Source organism: Bradyrhizobium tropiciagri (genome assembly GCF_001189845.1).
Taxonomy (GTDB): Bacteria; Pseudomonadota; Alphaproteobacteria; order Rhizobiales; family Xanthobacteraceae; genus Bradyrhizobium; species Bradyrhizobium tropiciagri.
Map to the genome: position 1 here is coordinate 1 of NZ_LFLZ01000080.1, position 21,721 is coordinate 21,721.

Consider the following 21,721-nt stretch of genomic DNA (forward strand, 5'->3'; position numbering starts at 1 on the left):
GGGGGCTCTTTCCACGATGCGAGTCGCGGTAGCACCCCCACCCTAGCCCTCCCCCGCAAGCGGGAGAGGGAAAAGCAATCCCATCGTGGCGCCCCGCCTCTCACGAAAGCACGGCCATGACCGACCGACGTCCCTTCCTGCGTTCGATCTTCGATGCCGCGGTGGCGGCTGCGCATCCCGATGTGGTGCTGGCATCGCGGCTGCGGCCGGCGCCGAAGGGCCGCGTCATCTGCCTCGCCGCCGGCAAGGGCGCCGGCGCCATGGCCGCGGCGGCGGAGCGGCACTATCTCGATACGCTCGGCCTCGAGCCGTCACGGCTGGTCGGCATCGCCACCACCCGCCATGGCCATGGCGTGCCGACCCGCCGCATCAAGGTGGTCGAGGCCGGCCACCCCGTGCCCGATGAGGCCGGCCTGCGCGCCGCCGACGATACGCTGCAGCTGGCGGCGGAAGCCACGCCCGACGATCTGCTGCTGGTGCTGCTGACCGGCGGCGGTTCGGCGAACTGGATCGCACCCGTCGAGGGTGTGAGCTTTACCCAGAAGCAGCAGGTCAATCGCGCGCTGCTGCGCTCCGGCGCGCCGATCGGCGAGATGAACACCGTGCGCAAGCATCTGTCGCGGATCAAGGGTGGACGGCTGGCGCGCGCCGGCCAGCACGCCGCCGAGATCGTCACGCTGGCGATCTCGGACGTGCCGCACGACGATCCCTCCGCGATCGCCTCGGGGCCGACGGTTCCGGATCCAACCACGCTGGCGGATGCCCGCGCGCTGGTCGCCAAATACAATCTCTCCGTCGACGACGCGGTGCGCCGCGCGCTCGACGATCCCAGCAACGAGAGCTGCAAGCCCGGCGATCCCGCCTTTGCGCGTGCGACGTTCGAGCTGCTGGCGAAGCCGAAGGCCTCGATCGACGCCGCGGTGAAGGTCGCGCAGGATTCCGGATACGAGGCCATCGCGCTCGGCGCCGATCTCGAAGGCGAGGCCCGCGAGGTCGCGGCTGCGCATGCGCGGCTTGCGCTGAAGGCGCGCAGCGAGGGCAAGCGCGTTGCGATCATTTCCGGCGGCGAGCTCACCGTAACCGTGCGCGGCAATGGCCGCGGCGGCCCCAACCAGGAATACGCGCTGGCGCTGGCCGACCTGCTCAAGGACACGTCCGACATCTCGGCGCTTGCGGGAGACACCGACGGCGCCGATGGCGGCGCCGGCAGCGCGAGCGACCCCGCAGGCGCGGTGATCGACCAGGCGACGTTCGCGAAGATGAAATCGATCGGCCTCGATCCGAGGGCCTATCTCGAGAACAACGATGCCACCGGCTTCTTCGCACAGACCGGGGATCTGTTGCTGACCGGGCCGACGCTGACCAATGTCAACGATGTGCGCGTGATCCTGGTTGATTAGGCCGTATCCTCGACGGACCCAGGGCCAGTCTCGGGCTGCGCCCAAAGCTCCTGATAGTTACGAAACTTCGCAAGCGTCTCGTCATATCGCGTCGGCTCGATCACCGGCAAAATGCGCTTCAACACGGCGTTGATCGGCGTGGAGGTGTGCCGAACGTATAAGTCGATCGGGTCAAGCAGGTGCCTCAGGTGCAGCTTCGGATCATAATTCAGCCCGCCGCTGCGAAACCATTGGTACCCGTTGGCGATTGCCCAGCTCACCATGTCGCGAAACACGTAATGATAGAGATGCAGGTCTAAGGCGACATCGTAATCGAGGCCTATGTACTCCGCATAAATCGCGTCACCGTGTACCATGCACGCAGCAAACGCGACGGTCCGCTCGTTCTGACGCCAGAGGAAGAAGCGGACCTTGTCCCCCATCCGCCGCCCCAAGTCGCAGAAGTATTGTTCCGTCAGCTTTTCGAAGTGCAATTTCGAACGCTGATAGACCTGGAAATACAATGGATAGATCTGCGAGATCACCGGCGTCGCGTCGTTGATGACGCTCATCTCGATGGATGGGAAGGCCCGCGCTGTCGCCTCAAATTTCTTGCGAAGCTTCTTGCGGGTTGCGCTGTTGAGCGCGTGATCCATATAGTTATCGAAATTGGCGTAATCGATGCAAAGTCTGGTCATGGGCAGGCTGGGGATGCGGGTGAACCCGTGAGCAATCAGGCAGTCGAGGATGGATCGGTATCGCGCCGGAAACTCCTTGAATACGATCAGCCGCGCCCCGAGCCTGCGAGCATGTACTGCAATCGTTGAGGCCAGCAGTTCCGTGCAGCCCCGATGGCAGGCCTCGTCCCCGTCAAGATGACCTTCCCCGGCGACGCACCCCACCATGAGCGCACGGGCGCGCATCAGACCTGGCCAGATCCGGCGAACGGCGTCGATCGGCACGCCAAACCGCGGGCTCGCACCGGCTAGCAAATCCAGGTCCATCAGGAAAAATGGCTGTACAGCACAGGCCTGGTCAACCGCATCCCTAATGACGAAATACCCGTAATCGAACTCGGGATGAAGGGTATCCTCGACCAACTCATAGTATCGATGATCCTTGCGCTCGTTCGCGAAGGCGAACTGCCAGCGCGGACAATGCTCCAAATCGTTCCGCACAATGACTTGGATACGCCATGGATATTGCATCGGTTCGCGCCCCGAGAGGTCGCCGATTTGGCTCATCGAGTGCGCTGTTCCAGCCTCCGGCACGATCTCACGCTCGCCACCGATCCCAGCCCGTAGGGCAGCATTTATCACGACGGCAAAACAAAGCAGCTGACATATCCGTCAGAAACTAACTCATTAGTCATTTGCGATCGGGTGCTGGAGCAGAACACTCCTGACACGGCCCACATGCACTGGCGCCAATGATACAGTGCGTGCCTTGCGGTGCGCGGGCACCCGTCGTCCAGCGCGGCATCCGGGAGTGGACTCATGGCAGCGGTGATTGCAGTCACGGGACTTGCATTTGAGGCACGGATCGCTGCAGACCTGCATGCGCAGGCGATCTGCGGAGGCGATGGCAGCACGCTCGCGGAGTCTCTCGCGTCGGCAATTGCTGAGGATTGCGACGGTCTCATCAGCTTTGGCATCGCGGGCGGCCTTTCGCCCGATCTCCCGGCAGGCGCATGCATCGTAGGATCGACGATCGTTTCGGAAACGATTCAGCTCTCCACTGATCGGAACTGGTCGCAAGCCTTGCTTCGACTCATCCCCGGTTCGATCTATGGCCCTATCGCTGGCGTGACAACCGTCGCCATGCATCCAGAGGCGAAGCGCTCGCTGCATATGAGCACAGGCGCACTGGCGGTCGACAACGAATCCCATGTGGCGGCGAGTGTCGCTGCAGCGCGCGGCCTGCCTATGACTGCCCTCCGCGTTATCATGGATCCGGCCGGCCGGCGGCTTCCTGCCGCTGCATTGGCTGCAGTGCGTGCGAACGGAACGATCGATCTCGCCGCGCTGACCCGTGCGATAACGAAACAGCCGAGCGAGTTACCGATGCTGCTTCGGACCGGTCTCGACGCGCTGTTCGGATTCGCAGCGCTGCTTCGCTGCCGTCAATTGCTTGGCCCTGGATTAGGGCTGCCTTCGTTGCAAGCAGATGAGTCGGAGCCAAACTCAAGCATCGTAGCGGAAGACCGTATGATCGCGCTCTAGTCGCTCTTTAACCGAACGGGCTGCTGTACCTGCCGACTGCGTGACCTCAACGCGCACTGAAAGTGAGGCCGGCGCGCTCCTTCAGACGTTTGCGCAAGGCCGGCCCCATCAGCGCGCCCGGCGTCCAGATGCCGCCCTCGCCCTGCACTTCGCGCACGAGGCAGAGAGCGCTTTCGGTGATCATCTTGCTGGTCGAGCCATAGCCCGGATCGCCGTCACCCGTGACGACCGCCTCGACCCGTCCACCGTCCAGCAACTCGCCCAAGAAGAGGACGTCATAGAAGCCCTTCTCGCGCTCGTCCCGGGTCGGACCTGCGCCGGGTTTGAGACCGCCGGTCCCGAACAAGGAAACCACCGTGGCGAACGTCTCCGTCGCCACGCGACCGAATTCCCCGAATCCCGGCGCGACCATCATCTCGTCATACGCAAAGTCGGTGCCGTAGGGATGACCCAACAGGAAATTCGTACGGTGCACGTTCTTGGTGTTGATCGGCGCCATCGGGAACGGCACGAGCCACGCGCTCATGCTCGGGTCGTATTCGGGGATGAGGCCCGACGGCTGAGACGGCCCGGTGAACCCCGGCGTCAACGCGAAGGGATCGGTCAGCAGCCGGATCAGAGTCGGGTCGCGCGCCGCAGCGGCTAACGTCGCCTGAGCGCTCGCCGCGGTGCCGCCAGACATGCCGCCCTTCACCTTGCGCAGGCGAGCTTTGACCCGCCGCGCCGGGCGTCCGAATTTCTCGCGCGCCTTCTCCTGCAACGTGAGCACACCAAGATCGAACGGGATGGAATCGAAGCCACAGGAGAAGACGATGCGCGCACCGGTTCGTTTCGCCTCCTCGTGATGGGCATCGATCATGCGCCGCATCCAGGCCGGTTCGCCGCACAGATCAACATAGGCCGTGCCCGTGGCCGCGCAGGCCGCCACGAGCTCGGAACCGTGGAGCTGATAAGGCCCGACCGCCGTGATGATCACGGCCGCACGCTCGCACATCGAACGGAGGCTGGCTGGCTCGGCGGCATCCGCCTTCACCAACGGTAAATCATCTGGTGCGCCGATGTCGGCACGCACCTTCTGGAGCTTGTCGGTCGAGCGTCCTGCAATCGCCCAGGACGGAGCATCATCACCGCGACAGGATGTCGCCAAGTATTCGGCGATGAGACGGCCGGTGTAGCCCGTCGCGCCATGGACGATGAGGTCGAAGTCCCGCTTCACGGCGTTGATCCTCCTCGAAGTCCGGGAGCGCGACGTTCGCATCCTTGTGCAATCGCTCGGTACGCTTCGTGGCCACTATCGCCGGTGGGCCTGCAACGTCCGGGCACTCCCATCGTGCGCTTGACAGAGAATATCACAGTTCCCGTCTGCGGGCGCGCACCGTCCGGCGAGGGTCATTCGCGTCGTTTTGGCCGCTCCACTTTCTTCCTGCCGGGTCGGCCATGGGAAGCTGAGCTCCAACGCCGGCCGGGAGCTTGCTGGCAGGCCGGCAACGGACGCCCGTGGCGGCTTGCAATCACCTTCCGACGGCCTACCATGGATACGTAGCTCACTGTGCAGGAGCTAAGCCATGGAACTCACCGTGGTGCCGATCGCGAAGCCGGACGAGACCAACTTCATCTTCGGCCAGTCGCATTTCATCAAGACCGTGGAAGACCTCCACGAGGCGGTGGTGGGCGCGGTTCCGCGCATCCGCTTCGGGCTGGCCTTCTGCGAGGCCTCCGGCAAGCGGCTGGTACGCTGCTCGGGCAACGACGAAGCCTCACTCGCCCTCGCACGCGATAACGCATTGGCCGTCGGCGCCGGCCACACCTTCCTGATCTTCCTGGGTGACGGGTTCTTCCCCGTCAACGTGCTCGCTGCGGTCCGCGCAGTGCCGGAGGTCTGCCGCGTCTATTGCGCGACGGCCAATCCCACACAGGTGATCGTCGCGCAAACGGAGCTGGGTCGCGGCGTGCTCGGCGTGATAGATGGCGCCTCGCCGCTGGGTGTCGAAACCGACGCCGACATTGCGTGGCGGAAGGACCTGCTGCGAAAGATCGGCTACAAGCTCTAGCGGCTGGATGGGAGTGGCGAAGCGATCCATTTTCCGCCGGGTGGCGAGACGGGTTGCTTCCGCTTCGCGCGAGCCGGCGGCTCGCAACGACGCCTGAGGGGTCCCCGCTCAAAACTCCTGCGCGAGTTTCGCCAGCATCTCCAGCAGCGCGGCGTGATTGGCGGGGCCGAGCACCTCGATCAGCCGCGCCTCGTGCTTGTTGGCGACCAGCTTCTTGGCGCGTGCCAGCACCGCGCGGCCCCGGTCGGTCAGCACCAGAATGTGGGAGCGGCGGTCGTTGGTCGAGCGCATCCGCGCGCAAAGATCGCGGCTTTCCAGCGCGTCCAGCATGGCGACGAAATTCGGCCTGAGGATGCCAAGCGTATTGGCGATCTCGGTCTGGTTGCGGCCCGGATTCTTGTCGAGCAGCAACAGCACCGAGAACTGCGCCGGCGTCAGCTGCAGCGGCGCGACGCAGCGCAGGAAGTCCTCGAAGACCTTGAGCTGCGCGCGTTTCAGCGAATAGCCGAGCAATCCGGACAGTTCGCCCAGTTGCAGCATGCTGTCGTCCCCGGCAGGATCGACCGGTTCCCTGCGCAGGGCGCGCGACGATCTGGCGGCATCGGAGGCGGTCTTTGAAACAGTCATCGCTCCAGGCTCGCAATCCCGGTACAAAAACCCCGCGGGACGCTCGGGGACCTTGAGATTATATTTAATAATTGTTATCGGGTATATCAAATATTGGCTGCTTTCAACAGCCGATATCGGCCGACCCGGCCGGCACAGCCGGCTGCGGCGGTCCGACGCTTAAGGGGGAGCGCTCGGCCTTGAACACGACGATCATGCTGTTCCTGCTGCAGGACGGCATCACCAATGGCGCGATCTACGCACTGCTGGGGCTGGCCCTGGTTCTGGTGTTCGCGGTGACGCGGGTGATCCTGATCCCGCAGGGCGAATTCGTCACCTATGGCGCGCTGAGCTACGCCATGCTGGCGACCGGCCAGGTGCCGGGCACGGCGCGCCTTGCCGTCGCGATGGGCCTCGTCGCCTTCGCGCTCGACCTGTTCTTCGCCCGCAAGGCGCTGCACGCGCGGCTGGTGATCCGCTCGGTGGCGCTCAACATCGTGTTCCCTGTGGCGCTGCTCGGCCTCGTCTATGCGCTGGTTGGCCCCCACACGCCGATCGCCGTCAACATAGCGCTGGCACTGCTGATCGTGGCGGCGATCGGGCTGTTCCTCTACCGCATCGCGTTCCAGCCGATCGCGCACACCTCCGTTCTGGTGCTGCTGATCGCCTCGGTCGGCTGCCATCTGGCGCTGCAGGGCCTTGGCCTCGTGTTCTTCGGCGCCGAAGGCCTGCGCGGCCCGGCGCTGTCGAGCGCCGCGGTGACCGCGGGTCCGCTGCGCTTCACCGGCCAGAGCCTTGCCGTCTATGGCCTGACGGTCGGCTTCATCGTCGCGCTGTGGCTGTTCTTCGGCTACACCAAGACCGGCAAGGCGCTGCGCGCCACCGCGGTCAATCGGCTCGGTGCGCGCCTGGTCGGCATCCGCACCACGCTGTCGGGCCAGATCGCGTTCCTGCTCGCCTCCGTCATCGGCGCGATTTCCGGCATCCTGATCGTGCCGATCACCACGCTCTATTACGACACCGGCTTCCTGATCGGCCTGAAGGGCTTCATCGCCGCGATCATCGGCGGGCTGGTCAGCTATCCGCTGACCGCGGTCGCGGCCATCGTGGTCGGCATCGTCGAGGCCTTCTCCTCGTTCTACGCCAGCAATTTCAAGGAAGTCATCGTATTCACGCTGATCCTTCCGGTCCTGGTGCTGCGCTCGCTCGCAGCGCCCCAGGTCGAAGAAGAGAAGGATTGAGCGCGATGACGCAGCGGCTTCCTCTCATCATCTTCGCGCTCGTGATGGCGGTGATCCCGTTTGTGCCGGGCATCCCGCCGTTCTGGATCGTGCTGCTCGACAATATCGGCCTCGCCGCGCTGGTCGCGATGGGCCTCGTGCTGCTGACCGGCGTCGGCGGCCTCACCTCGTTCGGACAGGCCGCGTTCTGCGGCTTCGGCGCCTACACCACCGCGGTGCTGACCACCGCCTATGGCGTCTCGCCGTGGCTGACGCTGCCGGCGTCGCTGCTGGTCAGCGGCATTGCGGCGGTGCTGCTCGGCCTCGTCACGGTGCGGCTGTCGGGCCACTATCTGCCGCTCGGCACCATCGCCTGGGGCATCGGCCTGTTCTATCTATTCAGCAAGCTGGAATTCCTCGGCCGCAACGACGGCATTTCCGGCATTCCGCCGCTGTCGATCGGCGCGTTCAAGATGCTGAGCCCGGATACCATCTACTACGCGATCTGGGTCGCGGTGCTGCTCTCGGCGCTGCTGACCATGAACCTCTTGGACTCGCGCACCGGGCGCGCCATCCGCGCGTTGCGGCGCGGCCATGTCGCGGCCGAGGCGTTCGGCGTGCAGACGCCGCGCGCCAAGCTGTTGGTGTTCATCTATGCCGCGGTGCTGGCCGGTCTCTCCGGCTGGCTCTACGCGCACTTCCAGCGCGCCGCCAACCCGACGCCGTTCGGCGCGCAGGCCGGCATCGAGTATCTGTTCATCGCCGTCGTCGGCGGCGCCGGATATGTCTGGGGTGGCGTGCTCGGCGCCGCCATCGTCGTGATCCTGAAAGAGGTGCTGCAGAGTTACCTGCCCTACATCTTCGGCGGCCAGAGCCAGCTCGAGACCATCGTGTTCGGCATCATGCTGGTGATGCTGTTGCAACTCGCGCCGCAGGGCGTCTGGCCCTGGCTGATGTCAAAGCTGCCGTTCAAGCCGACCCGCAAGACACCGGACACATCGGTGAAGCTGGAACACCGTGAACGCGCCCCGGGAACGTCACCGGTGCTGCTGCATATCGAGAAAGCACGAAAGCAGTTCGGCGGCGTGCTCGCCGTGAACGACGTCTCGTTCGACGTCAATGCGCGCGAGATCGTCGCGCTGATCGGCCCCAACGGCGCCGGCAAGAGCACTACCTTCAACCTGATCACCGGCGTCCTGGCCGCAACCGGCGGCAAGATCTTCGTGCAGGGCAAGGAGGTCGAGAACGCACCGCCGCAGGAGGTGGTCAAGCTCGGCGTCAGCAGGACGTTCCAGCACGTCAAGCTGGTGCCCGACATGACCGTGCTGGAGAACGTCGCGATCGGCGCGCATCTGCGCGGCAATTCCGGCGCGATCGCCAGCATGCTGCGGCTCGACCGCACTGATGAGGCGAAACTGCTCGCCGAAGCGGCGCGTCAGATCGAACGCGTCGGCCTGTCGGACCAGATCGACCAGCTGGCGGGTTCATTGTCGCTCGGGCAGCAGCGCATTGTCGAGATCGCCCGCGCGCTGTGCGTCGATCCGATGCTGCTGCTGCTGGATGAGCCGGCCGCCGGGCTGCGCCACATGGAGAAGCAGCGGCTCGCTGCGCTGCTCCGGCAATTGCGCGACGGCGGCATGTCGGTGCTGCTGGTCGAGCACGACATGGGGTTCGTGATGGACCTCGCCGACCGTATCGTAGTGCTGGATTTCGGCACCAAGATCGCCGAGGGCACACCGGCCGCGATCAAGCGCAACCCCGACGTGATCAAGGCCTATCTCGGAGCCGCCGCATGAGCGCGCTATTGACGGTGACCGACGTCCACATCTCCTACGGCAAGGTCGAGGCCGTGCGCGACGTCTCGCTCGACGTCGCGCGCAACGAGATCGTCACCATCATCGGCGCCAATGGTGCGGGCAAGACCACGCTGCTCAACGCCATCATGGGCGTGCTGCCGCTGAGGGGCCGCACCACCTTTGGCGGCGTCGACATGGCGCCGCTGGATATCGAGGACCGTGTCGCCACCGGCCTCAGCCTCGTGCCCGAGCATCGCGAATTGTTCGGCACCATGAATGTCGAGGACAATCTCGAGCTCGGCGCCTTCCGGATCACGAAGGCCGTCGCGGTCACCTCGCTGGAGCGGGTCTACACGCTGTTTCCGCGGCTCAAGGAACGGCGCAAGCAGCTCGCCGGCACGCTGTCCGGCGGCGAGCAGCAGATGCTGGCGATGGGCCGCGCGCTGATGGGCGCGCCGAAACTCCTGATGCTGGACGAGCCGAGCCTCGGCCTCGCCCCGATCATCGTCGCCGACATCTTCCGCATCGTCGGCGAGCTTCGCGCAGCCGGCGTCTCGGTGCTGCTGGTCGAGCAGAACGCCCAGGCCGCGCTGCAGATCGCCGACCGCGCCTATGTGATGGAACTCGGCGAGTTCGTGCTGTCGGGCCCCGCCAAGGACATCGCCGCCAACAAGGGCGTCGCCGCGAGCTATCTCGGCTTCCAGCACGAAGGCGAAAGCGCGATTTAAGGCGCTCGCACGCAGCAGCTGTTGGCAAGCAGCACCACCTACGACGATAGACCGTCACCCCACCCCGCTTCGCATCGCTGGCGCGTTGCGAAGCGACCCTCCCCTGGAGGGTAGGGCTATCGCATATGGAAATTCCCGAGTCTGTTCCGATACTTGGATTGGTCTTGCGTTGATGTGCCCCATGCAAGTGTTGGAATCGGATGGAGAACAAATCGGAATCGAACCGCGAATGGCGAGCATGCTCGTTCGAACTGTCCGTCGCAGAACCGCGGGTTTCTTTCATATGCGACAGCCCTACCCTGGAGGGGGAGGGTCGATTGCGCGTGCGATGCGCACCATCGCAGGTGCAATCGGGTGGTGAAGCCGCACAAATGGTCTCAGCATCGATCCGAAGAGCGACCGCGAAGAGGCTCTGCGCAAATGCGACGCCGCACGAACGAATCCTGTGACGAGCGCTGAAGGAGCTGCCGACTGATGGCTCCCACTTTCGGCACCAGGCGCCGATCGGGCCTTACATCGTCGACTTCTTTTGCCCGGCCAAACGCCTGATCATCGAGCTTGATGGCGGGCATCACAACGACGATGAAATGGCAAAGCGCGATCGCGAGCGTCAACAATGGCTCGAGCGGGAAGGATATCGCGTCGTCAGGTTCTGGAATTCGGAGATCACGGCGGACCTCAATGCGGTTCTGGAACGGATCTATGTCGAGCTCTACGGCGCTCGCGAGGCGGAAGCCGTTCCACTGAAGCACCTCCGGCGACGATAGACTGTCACCCCACCCCGCTTCACATCGCTGATCGCGATGCGAAGCGACCCTCCCCCTCCAGGGGAGGGTAAGAAAAAGCCGGCCCCTCATCGGGACCGGCTCATTGTTTCACAGATAGCGATGCGTTCACATCGCCGGGACGTACTTGCCGTCCTTCACCGTCAGCAGGATGCGCGAGCGGTCGTCGAGGCCGTAGCGGTCTTTTTCGGTCCAGTTGTAGACGCCCTGGCTCGCGACGATCTCCTTCTCGGAGATGAACGCCTGGCGGATCGCTTCGCGGAATTCCGGCGTGCCGGGCTTGGCGGTCTTCAGCGCGGTCGGGATGATGCGCTTCAGCACCTCGAAGGCATCGAAGGAGTGGCCGGCGAACTGGCTACGACTGTTGGCGCCGTACTTGGCTTCATAGGCTGCATTCAGCGTGAGGCCCGGCTTCTTGGTCAGCGCGCTGTCGGCTTGGGTTTCCGGCGACATGATCGGACCAGCCGACATGATGACGCCTTCCGCCGACGCGCCTGCGATGCGGATGAAGTCCATCGTGGCGGCGCCGTGGGTCTGGTAGATCAGGCCCTTGTAGCCACGCTCGCGCAGCGCGGTCTGCGGCAGCGCCGCGGCAGTGCCGGAGGCGCCGACCAGGATGGCGTCGGGGTTGGCGGCGACGAGCTTCAGCACCTGGCCCGCGACCGACGTATCCGGACGCGCGAAGCGCTCCTCATCGGTCATGGTCAGGCCCATCGGCACGGCCTGCGCCTTGAAATCGTTGACCCAGAGGTCGCCGTAGGAATCCGAATAGCCGATATAGCCGACCGTCTTGATGTTGTGCGCCTTCATGTGCTCGTAGAGCACCTTGCCCATGATCGGAATCGACTGCGGCAGGTCGACCGACCACTTGGCGCGGGCCTCGTTGATCGGGAACGGCGCGAGGCCGAGATGCGGGATGCCGGCCTCGTTGGCGACCGTCGACACCGCGATCGTCGTCGGCGTGATGCAGGAGCCCATGATGATGTCGGCCTTCGACTCGGTGACGAAGCGCCGCGTATTGGTGGTCGCAGCCGTCGGATCGCCGGCGTCGTCGAGCACGATCAGCTTCAGCGGCACGCCGCCGATCTCCTTCGGCACGAAATCGAGCGCGTTACGCTCGGGAATGCCGAGCGCCGCGGCGGGGCCGGTGGTCGAGATCGAGATGCCGATGGTGATTTCATTGGTCTGCGCCAGCGCGGGCGCGCCCGGCAGCGCGAAGACAGCTGCGAGCGCCGCTGCGGCGAGAGTGGCCTTCCTCATTCATTCCTCCCTGCGGGTAAGTTTTTTGGGTTTAAACCAGTCTTGCGGGCCAATTCAGCCCCTTCTTTAGAGCATGATCCGGAAAAGTGGAAACCGGTTTTCCGATCGGCACATGCTCCAAAAGTCGAGTCATTGCGGAGCCGCAGTCGGCCGTTCACGAGCACCTCAGCCGTTCATGAAGCGGTCGATGATCTCCTGCGGAAATGGCGCCGATTTCAGCCTGGCGGGATCGTCCGGGTGACGGCCGACCAGCACCCGCGTCTCGAACGCCTCGATCGCCAGTGCCTCGCCCTTGAACACCCGGTGCACCACCTCGAAGCTCGAGCGCTTGATGCTCTCGATCCGGCTCTCGATGGTAATCCAGTCGCCATGGGTCGACGGGATGTGGAATTTCGCCCGCGTGTCGACCATGGGAATGCCGACCAGGCCGTATTTGTGGACGAGGTCCTGCTTCGAGCAGCCGGCCGCCTCGAACATGATCGAGGTCGAGTCGTCGAACATCGCGAAGTAGCGCGGGTAGTAGACGATGTTGGCGGGGTCGCAATCGCCCCACTGGATCTGCACGTCACGCCGATTGACGAACATGGTTTATCCTCGATTGAGCGTGAGCGATCCGGAGGCGCATGTCGTGCGCCTCCGGATCATGCGTCAGCGCGGCGCCATCCGGAGCGCGGCATCGAGCCGCACCACTTCGCCGTTCAGATAGGGATTGTCGATCATGTGCAGCGCCAGCGAGGCGAACTCGTCGGCTTGGCCCAGCCGGCGCGGGAACGGGATCGCGGCGGCGAGCGAGTCCTGCGCTTCCTGCGGCAGGCCGGCCAGCAAGGGCGTCATGAACAGGCCGGGTGCGATCGTCAGCACACGGATACTGAACTGCGCGAGCTCGCGTGCGATCGGCAGGGTCATCGCGACGATGCCGCCCTTGGAGGCCGAATAGGCCGCCTGCCCGATCTGGCCGTCATAGGCCGCGACCGAGGCGGTCGAGATCACGACGCCGCGCTCGCCGGTCGCGAGCGGCTCGAGCTTCGACATCTCAGCGGTCGCAAGCCGCAGCATGTTGAACGAGCCGAGCAGGTTGACCTTGATCACCTTGTCGAAGTCGGCGAGCGCCATCGGCCCGTCGCGGCCGATCACGCGCTTGGCCACCCCGATGCCGGCGCAATTCACCAGCACGCGCGCCGGGCCATGCGCCTTGGCGGCAGCGGCGACCGCAGCTTCCGCGGCAGCCGCATCGGCGACGTCGCAGACCACAGCAATGCCGCCGATCTCCGCCGCGACGCTCTCGGCGAGCTTGGCGTTGAGGTCGCAGACGGCGACCCTGGCGCCCTGCGCGGCCAGCCGGCGCGCGGTCGCAGCGCCCAATCCCGATGCGCCGCCGGTGACGATGGCGGCCTGATCCTTCAACTGCATGGCATTCTCCTCTTCGAGAGTCAGATTGACGTGATTACCGATGCCGGCGGCACCGGCGCATAGAGCACTTCGATGATGTCGGTGCGATGCTCCAGCACCGCGCGCTGGTTGATCGAGCCCTTGTCGGTGACCTCGCCGCGATCGATCGACAGCGGCGTGTCCAGCAGGATCGCGCGTGCGATCCGGTTCGACGAACCGGTGGCGCTCGCAAGCACGCGCGCGAAACGTTCGCGGAAGGCAGCGCGCACCACGGGATCGTTGGCCGCGGCGGCGATATCGCCGGCGGCAAGCGCTGGATTGATCAGGCGGCACCCGTCGAGATCGAGGATCACGATCGCCGCCAGCTCGTCGCGATTGAGGCCCGCAATCACCACGTCGCGCACCAGCGGCGCGCAGGTGCCGACGAAGCGCGCCCGCAACGGTCCGACGCTGACCCAGGTGCCGCTCGCCAGCTTGAAATCCTCGGCGATGCGGCCATCGAAATCGAATCCGGCATCGAGATCACCGGGGTTGGCTGGCTTCAGCGCATCGCCGAACTTGTAGAAGCCTTCCTCGTCGAACGCTTTCGCCGTCAGCTCCGGCTGCCGCCAGTAGCCGGGCGTCACGTTCGGGCCCTTGGCGCGCACCTCGAGCTTGCCGTTGTTCGGCACCAGCTTCGCATCATTGCCCGACACCGGAAGCCCGACATGGCCGGAGCGGCTGGTATCGGGCCGCACCGACATGAAGAACGGCGAGGTCTCGGTGGCGCCGAGCCCGGTCAGCATGGGCACGCGATAGCCCTTCTCCTGCACGGCAAGCGCATCGAGGCTGTTCCAGATGAACGGCGACAGCGCGGCGCCGGAGAAGAACATCGCATGCAGCCGGTGGAAGAATTTCGCTCTCAAGGCCGCGTCGTCGCGCAGATAGGGCAGCAGCGATTCATAGCCCTTGGGCACGTTGAAATAGACCGTCGGCGAGATCTCGCGCAGGTTTCGCACGGTCTCCTCGATGCCGCCGGGCATCGGCTTGCCCTCGTCGAGATACATCGAGCCGCCGTTGAACAGCGTCAGCCCGACATTGTGGTTGCCGCCAAAGGTGTGATTCCACGGCAGCCAGTCGACGATCACAGGCGGCTCGTCCTTCAGGAACGCCAGCGTCTCGCGCAGCATCACCTGGTTGGCGCAGATCATGCGCTGGGTGTTGATGACGGCCTTGGGATTGCCGGTCGAGCCCGAGGTCAGCAGGAATTTCGCGATCGTATCCGGACCGATCGCCGCATGGGTCGCGTCGAGGCCGCCATCTTCCGGCGTCGCCATCAGATCGGCGAGCCGCGTCAGCTCGCGACCGGGTACCGCGCCGCGGCTTGCCGCGATCTCAACATCGGGCCCAACATTGGCGCGCAGCGCATCGGCAAACTTGTCGGCGTCGTCAACGAAGACGAGGCCTGGCGTCAGCAGCTTGATGACGAAGCTGAGCTTGCCGTAGTCGCGCGACACCAACGAATAGGCCGGCGACACCGGGCAGAACGGAATCCCGGCATAGAGCGCGCCGAGTGCGATCAGTGCGTGATCGATCGAATTGCCCGACAGGATCACGATCGGCCGTTCAGCCGACAAGCCGCGCGCGATCAACGCGGACGCAATGCGCCGCGTGCTCTCGCGCAGTTGCGCGTAGCTGATCTGCCGCCAGCCGCCGCCGGCGGCACGCTCGGCCATGAACACGCGATTCGGCTCGGCCTCAGCCCAGTGGTGCAGGCGGTCGGTCAGGCGAACCGGAAAGTCGGCGAGCTTGAGCTTCGGGCGGAGATAGATCGTGCCGTCGTCGCGGCGCTCGACGGTGACGTCGGGATTGCCGAATGAAATCGGACGCAGCGGATGCGCACTCGCTGGGGATGCAGACGCAGATATATCAGCTTGGCGCTCATGTCGGCTTCACCTTGGCGGTCTTGCGATCCAGGAAGGCGCGGATCCGCTTCTTGGCTTCCTTGTCACTCTGCGCCACCGTCGCCATCAGCGATTCCATCAGGAGGCCGGTCTGCGGATTCGCCTCCGCAATCATCGGCAGCGCCTGCAACACCGCGAAATTGGTCAGCGGCGCGTTGGCGGCGACGCGCTCGGCAAGCTCGAGCGCCTTCGGCAACGCGCCGTCGGCCTCGGTGAGATATTGCGAGAAGCCGTAGGCCGCGCCTTCGGTCGCCGAATAGACCCGGCCGGTCAGCATCATGTCCGCCATCCGCGGCACCCCGATCAGGCGCGGCAGCCGCACCGATCCGCCGCCGCCGACGAAGATGCCGCGTTGGCCCTCGGGCAGCGCGAAATAGGCCGACGGCTCGGCAACCCGGATATGCGCCGCGCAGGCCAGCTCCAGCCCGCCGCCGATCACAGCGCCCTTCAGCGCGGCGATCACGGGGACGCGGCAATACTGGATGCGGTCGAACACGCGGTGCCACATCTGGGAATGCACCAGCCCCTCGGTGGCGTCGCGCTCGGTCAATTCGGAGAGGTCGAGGCCGGACGAGAAGTGATCGCCGATGCCGTGGATGACGACGGCGCCGATGTCTTCAGGGATGGCAGAAAAGCAATCCCGCAGCGCCAGGATGATGCCGTCATTCAGCGCGTTGCGCTTGGCGGGCCGGTTGAGCCCGACCGTCAGCACCGCCCCCCGCGTCTCGATCCTGAGCAGCGAGGTGTCACCCGCGTCGGCAGCGTTTCCCATGGCGTTATTGTTTCCTGGTTAGAATAGTTATGTTTTATAACTATCATCGCAGGAGTCAAGGCAGCCATGGCGGAGGCCGAGATGCCACCCTCCCCTGGAGGGGGAGGGTCGGTTCGCATGCAGCGCAGCGGAGTGCGAACCGGGGCGGGGTGATCTCTCAACACGGGCAGCGCCTGAATGGAGAGACTGTCACCCCACCTCGCCGCGCATTCATGCGCGACGATCCTCCCCCTCTAGGGGAGGATAAGAGGCTCACATGGAGCGTAGCGGAATGTGAGACGGGGTGGGGTGACGGTCTCTCCACCCGAACAGTGCCCGTGTTGAGAGATCACCCCACCTCGCCGCGCATTTCAAGCGCGGCGATCCTCCCCCTCCAGGGGAGGATGGCAGCGGAGATTCACAACACTTGATGCACGTCGATCACGACGCGGTCGGCGTGGCGGGCGGCGGAGCCGATGAAGATGTGCTGCATCAGCCAGCGGTATTTTTCGGCGCCGGTTTCGAATTTCGGCACGGTGCGGAAATAGATCAGCTTCGGGTCGACAGGCTCGCCGCGCTTGAGCTTCTGCAAGAGCTCGACCGGCCCGAAACGGATGCCCGTGTTCTCGACATAGACGACGGCGCCGTCGTCGGTCTCGAAGGCGTATTTTGCCTCCAGCTCGATCAGCTCGTTGGGCCGGATGATCTGGAAGTCGGCGCCGAAGGGAAGCACCTTGCCGTTGATCCCCTCGCCCTTCACCTCGCCGCCGACGATCGGGATGATGCGGCGGACGCCGGTGCCGATGTCGCCGGCGGACGTCACCTCGGCGATTCTTGCTGTGATGGTGAAGACGTATTTGGTGTGGAGTTCTGGGTTCATACGCCTAGCCTATCATGCGCTGCGGCAACCAGGTCGCAAGCAGCGGGAACAGGATCAGGATCACCAGCCGGATCAGGTCCGTGATTACGAACGGTAGCACGCCGACGAAGATCGTCGACATGTTGACGTCCTTGATCACGCTCTTGATGACGAACACGTTCATGCCGACCGGCGGATGAATCAGGCCGAGCTCCACCGTCATGACGATGATGATGCCGAACCAGATCGGGTCGAAGCCGAGCGCGGTCACTACCGGAAACACGATCGGCACGGTGAGGATCACCATTGCCATCGCATCCATCAGGCAGCCGAGCACCAGATACATCAGCAGGATCAGCGCCAGCACGCCATAGGGGCCGATGCCGAGCCCGGTGAGGAATTCGGTGACGTTCTGCGGCGTCTGGGTGATGGTGAGGAAATAGCCGAAGCACAGCGCGCCGATCAGCACGGTGAACACAGCAGCCGCAGTGCGCGTCGCCTGCAGCAGCGATTGCAGGATGCCGTCCTTGCTGAGCTTGCCGCGGAGGATGCCGATGATGAAGGCGCCGACCGCGCCGACCGCGCCCGCCTCGGTCGGCACGAAGAAGCCGCCATAGAGGCCGCCGATCACGAACAGGAACAGCAGCAGCGGCGACCAGACGTCGCGCAAGGCCATGACGCGCTCATGCCACGACGCCTTCTTTCCCGCCGGCAGGAAGCCCGGCCGCGTCACGCCGATGATGCCGATCGTGACCATGTGCATCAGGATCGCGAGCAGGCCCGGAACCACGCCCGCGATGAACAGCTTGCCGATATCCTGCTGGGTGATGATGCCATAGACCGCGAGCACCGTGGACGGTGGCAGCATCGCCCCGAGCGTGCCGCCGACCGCGATCACGCCGGTGGCGAACGACTGCGGATAGCCGAAGCGGCGCATCTCGGGATAGGCCACCGCCGAGAAGGTCGCGGCGGTCGCAACCGACGAGCCCGAGATCGCAGCGAAGCCGCCGCAGGCCGCGATGGTCGCGATGCCGAGCCCGCCCTTCCAGTGCCCGACAAAGGTGTTGGCGGCGCGGAACAGCTCGCGGCTGATGCCCGAGACGGACACGAAGGCGCCCATCAGCAGGAACATCGGGATCACGCCGAAGGAGTAATCCGTCACCGTGCGCATCGTGGTCTGGCCGACCAGCTTCAGCGCCGGGGCAAAGCCGGTGAGATATCCGAAGCCGGTGATGCCGACGAGGCCCATCGCCATGCCGACGGGAACGCGCAGCAGCATCAGCACGAACAGGCTGACAAATCCGATGACGGCGACGGCCTCGGGGCTCAAATCGAGACTCATGGTTCTAGACTCATGGCCGTCTACTCCGCGGTCTTGATCTTGGCATCGTGGATATCTTCCGGGTGGAAGATCAGGCGGTAGGTGCGGATCGCGATCAGCAGCACCGCGGAGACGTCGCCGATCCAAGACACCAGGAAGAACGGCCAGACCGGCACGCCGAGATCCATGGTGACGATGTGGCTGTTCCTGGTGTCGATCACCTTGTCGACCAGCGTGTAGGTCTGCACGCTCACCACGAACAGCAGCACCAGCGTCGCGAAGATGTCGATCCAGCGCTGATAGCGCGGCGTGGCGTTGGCCCAGACCAGATCCACGGTGATGTGGGTGCCGCGATAGCTGGTCGCGGCGATGCCCCAGAAGATCAGGATGCCGAGCAGGAACTGGCCGAAATTGTAATAGTCGGGGATCGTCACCGCGAAGAATTTGCGCATGAACACCGCAGTGAAGGTGTTGAGCGCGACGACGCCGACGAAGAAGGCCGCCACCCATTCGATCGAATCGATGAAGCGATCCATGAAATTCTTGCGCACCGGCTCGGGTGGACCGGTGATCGCGCCGTCTTGAGAGACTTCGGCAGATTGCGTCATGCGCTGCTCGATGAACTCCCTCTCCCCGCCTGCGGGGTCGAGACGAGCATAGCTCGCTCTGAGAGGGTCGGGTTGAGGGCTATCCGCGAAACTGGTGCGAGTGAAGAGACCGGTACCCCCTCACCCGGATCGCATCTGACGATGCGATCCGACCTCTCCCTGCAAGCGGGGAGAGGTGAAGGGGAGCAAAATCAGATCCCCGCCTCGTACTTCTTCAGCGTGGCCTGCAGATCGGCCTCGATCTTTTCCGCATCGCCGCCGGCCTTCTTCACCGCCTCGGCCCAGCTGTCGCGCAGCGGCTTGACCGCCTTCTTCCATTCGGCGAGCTGATCAGGCGTCAGCGGATAGACCTCGTGGCCTTGCAGCGCCTTCATCTTGGTGCGGCCGTTGGCTTCGAAATCGGTCCAGGGATCGGTGACCTTGGAGGCCCATTCCGGCGTGCAATGATCGTCGATCACCTTCTTCTGGGCATCCGACATCGAATTGTATTTGGCGAGGTTCATGTTGTAGGTGAACACCGTCGTATAGAGCGGCACGTCCATGTGGTACTTCACCACCTTGTCGATGCCGAACAGGAAGATCGATCCCCAGGGGAAGGTGATCTCGTCGGCCACGCCGCGCTCGATCGCGTCGCGCGATTCCGGGGCGGAGGCCTGCACATTGGTGCCGCCGAACATCTTGACCATCTCGCCGATCGTGCTCTGCGCGGGACGCACCTTGACGCCGGAGAGGTCGCTCGGCAGTACGATCTTCTTCTTGCCGTGCAGCGCGCCCGGATCGTGGATGAAGGCGAAGCAGAGCTTGGTGTCCTTCATCTCGGTCGGCGCGTACTTGTGGTACCACTCGTTCAGCGCCAGCGTGCCCTTCTTGCCGTCCGAGAACACGAACGGCAGCTGGCCAGCGGCCGCGATCGGGAAGCGGCCGGGCTGATAGCCGGGATTGACATAGGTGACGTCGGCGATGCCGTCGCGCGCCATGTCGTAATGATCGAACGCCTTGCCGAGCTGCTCGGACGGAAACACGGTGACCTTGATGGTGCCGCCCGATGCCTTCTCGATGTCGGCGGCCCAGGCCTGCGTCGCCGGCACCAGCGGATGCGCCGGCGGCACCCAGAGCGACACTTTGAGATTGACGGTCTTGTCCTGCGCCAAGGCAGGTCCAACGGCAGGGACTGCGGCCGGCACGATGGCGGCTGCCATCAGCAGCGCCAACAAACTCTTCCTCATCACGTCTCCTCCTCTCCAGGACGGCGGGCTTCGCGCCCGGTCTCATTACTTAACATGTTATCTAATTCGCGCGGATATTCAAGACGAAATCCGCTGGGCGGACGCATGTCGCACCCGTCCGCTCCGGCATCTTGCGCTGCGGCGAAAGCATTCCGCGGCAAATCGGCCTTGCCAAACCTGTTATATGATATAGTTGCCATGGCAAGTTGACGGTGGCCGCCCCGGCGCGGGCGCCCGGCTCAAACCTATCCGATCGGGAGGAGCAGGTATTGCGGACAAAAGTAGCAATCATAGGCGCAGGTCCGGCCGGACTGTTGCTTGGGCAACTACTTCATACTTTCGGCGTAGACAACGTCATTCTCGAGCGGCAGACCCCGGAATACGTGCTGGGGCGGATTCGCGCCGGCCTGCTCGAGGAAGGCACGGTGTCGCTGCTCGACAGCGTCGGCGCGGCCGCCCGCCTGCACCGGGAGGGCCTGGTCCATCACGGCGTCGAGTTGGCGTTCGGCGGCGCGCGGCACCGCATCGACATGCATGCGGCGACCGGCAAGACCGTGACCATCTACGGCCAGACCGAGGTCACGCTCGACCTGATGAACGCCCGCAAGGCGGCCGGCCTGACCTCGGTCTACTCCGCCGCCGACGTCACGCCGCATGATTTCGACACCGATCATCCGCGCGTCAGCTACGTCAAGGACGGCGTCACCCACGAAATCGCCTGCGATTTCATCGCCGGCTGCGACGGCTTCCACGGCATCAGCCGCGCCAGCGTGCCGGCCTCGGCGATCACCAGCTATGAGCGGGTGTACCCGTTCGGCTGGCTCGGCATCCTCTCGGAGACGCCGCCGGTCTCGCCGGAACTGATCTACAACAACCACGAACGCGGCTTTGCGCTCTGCACGATGCGCTCGACCCATCGCAGCCGCTACTACGTGCAGTGCCCGCTCGACGATCATGTCGATCAATGGTCGGACGAGCGGTTCTGGGATGAATTGAAGCGGCGGCTCGACCAGAAGGCTGCCGACGAGATCGTCACCGGCCCCTCGATCGAGAAGAGCATCGCGCCGCTGCGCAGCTTCGTCGCCGAGCCGATGCGGTTCGGCCGCATGTTCCTGGCCGGCGACGCCTCGCACATCGTGCCGCCGACCGGCGCCAAGGGCCTGAACCTGGCGGCCAGCGACGTGCATTACCTGTCGCAGGCGCTGCGCGAATATTACGACGAGAAATCCTCGGCCGGCCTCGACGGTTATTCGGCCAGGGCGCTGGCGCGGGTCTGGAAGGCGGTGCGCTTCTCCTGGTGGATGACCTCGATGCTGCACAAATTCCCCGACGAGGGCGAATTCGCCGCACGCATCCAGATCGCAGAGCTCGATTACCTCGTCAGCTCGAAGGCGGCATCGACCTCGCTGTCGGAGAACTATGTGGGGTTGCCGTTCTAGGGAACGGCCGATGATTATCCCGTCATCCTGAGGAGCGCGCAGCGCGTCTCGAAGGATGCACGGCCCGGCTGGTGGCCGTCGACCCTTCGAGACGCCGCTTCGCGGCTCCTCAGGGTGACGGGGTAGGATTTCGCTCGT

At 64.6% G+C, this 21,721-nt stretch carries 20 protein-coding genes; 8 read left to right on the forward strand and 12 right to left on the reverse strand.

The window, feature by feature from the left end:
• Positions 1–116: 116 nt before the first annotated feature.
• The gene (locus tag AKN84_RS37710) at positions 117–1,400 is read left to right on the forward strand and encodes a glycerate kinase type-2 family protein (protein ID WP_050425469.1); all 1,284 of its coding nucleotides are present in this window, start codon (positions 117–119) and stop codon (positions 1,398–1,400) included.
• Here AKN84_RS37710 and AKN84_RS37715 read toward each other — a convergent pair.
• On the reverse strand, positions 1,397–2,623 hold the full coding sequence (locus AKN84_RS37715) for a GNAT family N-acetyltransferase (protein ID WP_128971507.1): 1,227 nt from the start codon (positions 2,621–2,623) through the stop codon (positions 1,397–1,399). The two genes, AKN84_RS37710 and AKN84_RS37715, sit on opposite strands and share 4 nt — an antisense overlap.
• A gap of 252 nt (positions 2,624–2,875) precedes the next feature.
• Between AKN84_RS37715 and AKN84_RS37720 the strand changes: the two genes are divergently transcribed.
• Positions 2,876–3,601 carry a phosphorylase family protein gene (locus AKN84_RS37720; RefSeq protein WP_050425470.1) on the forward strand — a complete coding sequence of 242 codons (726 nt, stop codon included), beginning with the start codon at positions 2,876–2,878 and terminating at the stop codon, positions 3,599–3,601.
• A gap of 46 nt (positions 3,602–3,647) precedes the next feature.
• On the opposite strand, the gene AKN84_RS37725 is transcribed toward AKN84_RS37720, so the two are convergent.
• Positions 3,648–4,817 (reverse strand): saccharopine dehydrogenase family protein, encoded by a 1,170-nt coding sequence (locus AKN84_RS37725; protein WP_050425471.1) that lies wholly within the window; start codon positions 4,815–4,817, stop codon positions 3,648–3,650.
• 349 nt (positions 4,818–5,166) lie between these two features.
• Here AKN84_RS37725 and AKN84_RS37730 point away from each other — a divergent pair, with 349 nt between their 5' ends.
• Positions 5,167–5,652: an adenosine-specific kinase gene (locus tag AKN84_RS37730; RefSeq protein ID WP_050425472.1), complete on the forward strand. Its 486-nt coding sequence runs from the start codon at positions 5,167–5,169 to the stop codon at positions 5,650–5,652.
• 108 nt (positions 5,653–5,760) lie between these two features.
• Here AKN84_RS37730 and AKN84_RS37735 read toward each other — a convergent pair whose 3' ends face one another.
• Positions 5,761–6,279, reverse strand: coding sequence for a MarR family winged helix-turn-helix transcriptional regulator (locus AKN84_RS37735; RefSeq protein ID WP_050425473.1), 519 nt, complete (start codon positions 6,277–6,279; stop codon positions 5,761–5,763).
• A 179-nt stretch (positions 6,280–6,458) separates the two neighbouring features.
• Here AKN84_RS37735 and AKN84_RS37740 point away from each other — a divergent pair, with 179 nt between their 5' ends.
• The 4 genes from AKN84_RS37740 to AKN84_RS49570 all read left to right on the forward strand — a co-directional run bounded on the left by AKN84_RS37740 (position 6,459) and on the right by AKN84_RS49570 (position 10,769).
• Positions 6,459–7,499, forward strand: a complete 1,041-nt coding sequence (locus AKN84_RS37740; RefSeq protein WP_050425474.1) for a branched-chain amino acid ABC transporter permease — start codon at positions 6,459–6,461, stop codon at positions 7,497–7,499.
• 5 nt (positions 7,500–7,504) lie between these two features.
• Complete coding sequence (locus AKN84_RS37745) at positions 7,505–9,274, forward strand: branched-chain amino acid ABC transporter ATP-binding protein/permease (RefSeq protein WP_050425475.1); 1,770 nt, start codon at positions 7,505–7,507, stop codon at positions 9,272–9,274.
• A complete protein-coding gene (locus AKN84_RS37750) occupies positions 9,271–10,002 on the forward strand; it encodes an ABC transporter ATP-binding protein (RefSeq protein WP_050425476.1) in 732 nt (243 codons plus the stop codon). The genes AKN84_RS37745 and AKN84_RS37750 overlap by 4 nt, the downstream gene beginning before the upstream one ends.
• 464 nt (positions 10,003–10,466) lie before the next feature.
• A complete protein-coding gene (locus AKN84_RS49570) occupies positions 10,467–10,769 on the forward strand; it encodes an endonuclease domain-containing protein (protein WP_283805570.1) in 303 nt (100 codons plus the stop codon).
• 126 nt (positions 10,770–10,895) lie between these two features.
• Here the strand turns inward: AKN84_RS49570 and AKN84_RS37760 are convergent, their stop codons facing one another.
• The 9 genes from AKN84_RS37760 to AKN84_RS37800 all read right to left on the reverse strand — a co-directional run bounded on the left by AKN84_RS37760 (position 10,896) and on the right by AKN84_RS37800 (position 20,144).
• Positions 10,896–12,047 (reverse strand): ABC transporter substrate-binding protein, encoded by a 1,152-nt coding sequence (locus tag AKN84_RS37760; protein ID WP_050425478.1) that lies wholly within the window; start codon positions 12,045–12,047, stop codon positions 10,896–10,898.
• A 165-nt stretch (positions 12,048–12,212) separates the two neighbouring features.
• Positions 12,213–12,632: an acyl-CoA thioesterase gene (locus AKN84_RS37765; protein WP_050425479.1), complete on the reverse strand. Its 420-nt coding sequence runs from the start codon at positions 12,630–12,632 to the stop codon at positions 12,213–12,215.
• Between the two features lie 63 nt (positions 12,633–12,695).
• Complete coding sequence (locus AKN84_RS37770; RefSeq protein ID WP_050425480.1) at positions 12,696–13,457, reverse strand: SDR family NAD(P)-dependent oxidoreductase; 762 nt, start codon at positions 13,455–13,457, stop codon at positions 12,696–12,698.
• A 20-nt stretch (positions 13,458–13,477) separates the two neighbouring features.
• The gene (locus AKN84_RS37775; RefSeq protein WP_050425481.1) at positions 13,478–15,343 is read right to left on the reverse strand and encodes a feruloyl-CoA synthase; all 1,866 of its coding nucleotides are present in this window, start codon (positions 15,341–15,343) and stop codon (positions 13,478–13,480) included.
• A 13-nt stretch (positions 15,344–15,356) separates the two neighbouring features.
• The gene (locus AKN84_RS37780) at positions 15,357–16,151 is read right to left on the reverse strand and encodes a crotonase/enoyl-CoA hydratase family protein (protein ID WP_050425482.1); all 795 of its coding nucleotides are present in this window, start codon (positions 16,149–16,151) and stop codon (positions 15,357–15,359) included.
• 397 nt (positions 16,152–16,548) lie between these two features.
• Positions 16,549–17,010 carry a DUF3237 domain-containing protein gene (locus AKN84_RS37785; RefSeq protein ID WP_050425483.1) on the reverse strand — a complete coding sequence of 154 codons (462 nt, stop codon included), beginning with the start codon at positions 17,008–17,010 and terminating at the stop codon, positions 16,549–16,551.
• Positions 17,011–17,014: 4 nt separating this feature from the next.
• The gene (locus AKN84_RS37790) at positions 17,015–18,319 is read right to left on the reverse strand and encodes a TRAP transporter large permease (protein ID WP_050425512.1); all 1,305 of its coding nucleotides are present in this window, start codon (positions 18,317–18,319) and stop codon (positions 17,015–17,017) included.
• Between the two features lie 32 nt (positions 18,320–18,351).
• Positions 18,352–18,861 carry a TRAP transporter small permease gene (locus AKN84_RS37795; RefSeq protein ID WP_050425513.1) on the reverse strand — a complete coding sequence of 170 codons (510 nt, stop codon included), beginning with the start codon at positions 18,859–18,861 and terminating at the stop codon, positions 18,352–18,354.
• A 248-nt stretch (positions 18,862–19,109) separates the two neighbouring features.
• Positions 19,110–20,144 (reverse strand): TRAP transporter substrate-binding protein, encoded by a 1,035-nt coding sequence (locus tag AKN84_RS37800; protein ID WP_050425484.1) that lies wholly within the window; start codon positions 20,142–20,144, stop codon positions 19,110–19,112.
• A gap of 269 nt (positions 20,145–20,413) precedes the next feature.
• Here AKN84_RS37800 and pobA point away from each other — a divergent pair, with 269 nt between their 5' ends.
• Entirely contained in the window at positions 20,414–21,583 is a 1,170-nt protein-coding gene (pobA, locus tag AKN84_RS37805) for a 4-hydroxybenzoate 3-monooxygenase (RefSeq protein ID WP_050425485.1), read from the forward strand.
• The last annotated feature ends 138 nt before the right edge of the window (positions 21,584–21,721 follow it).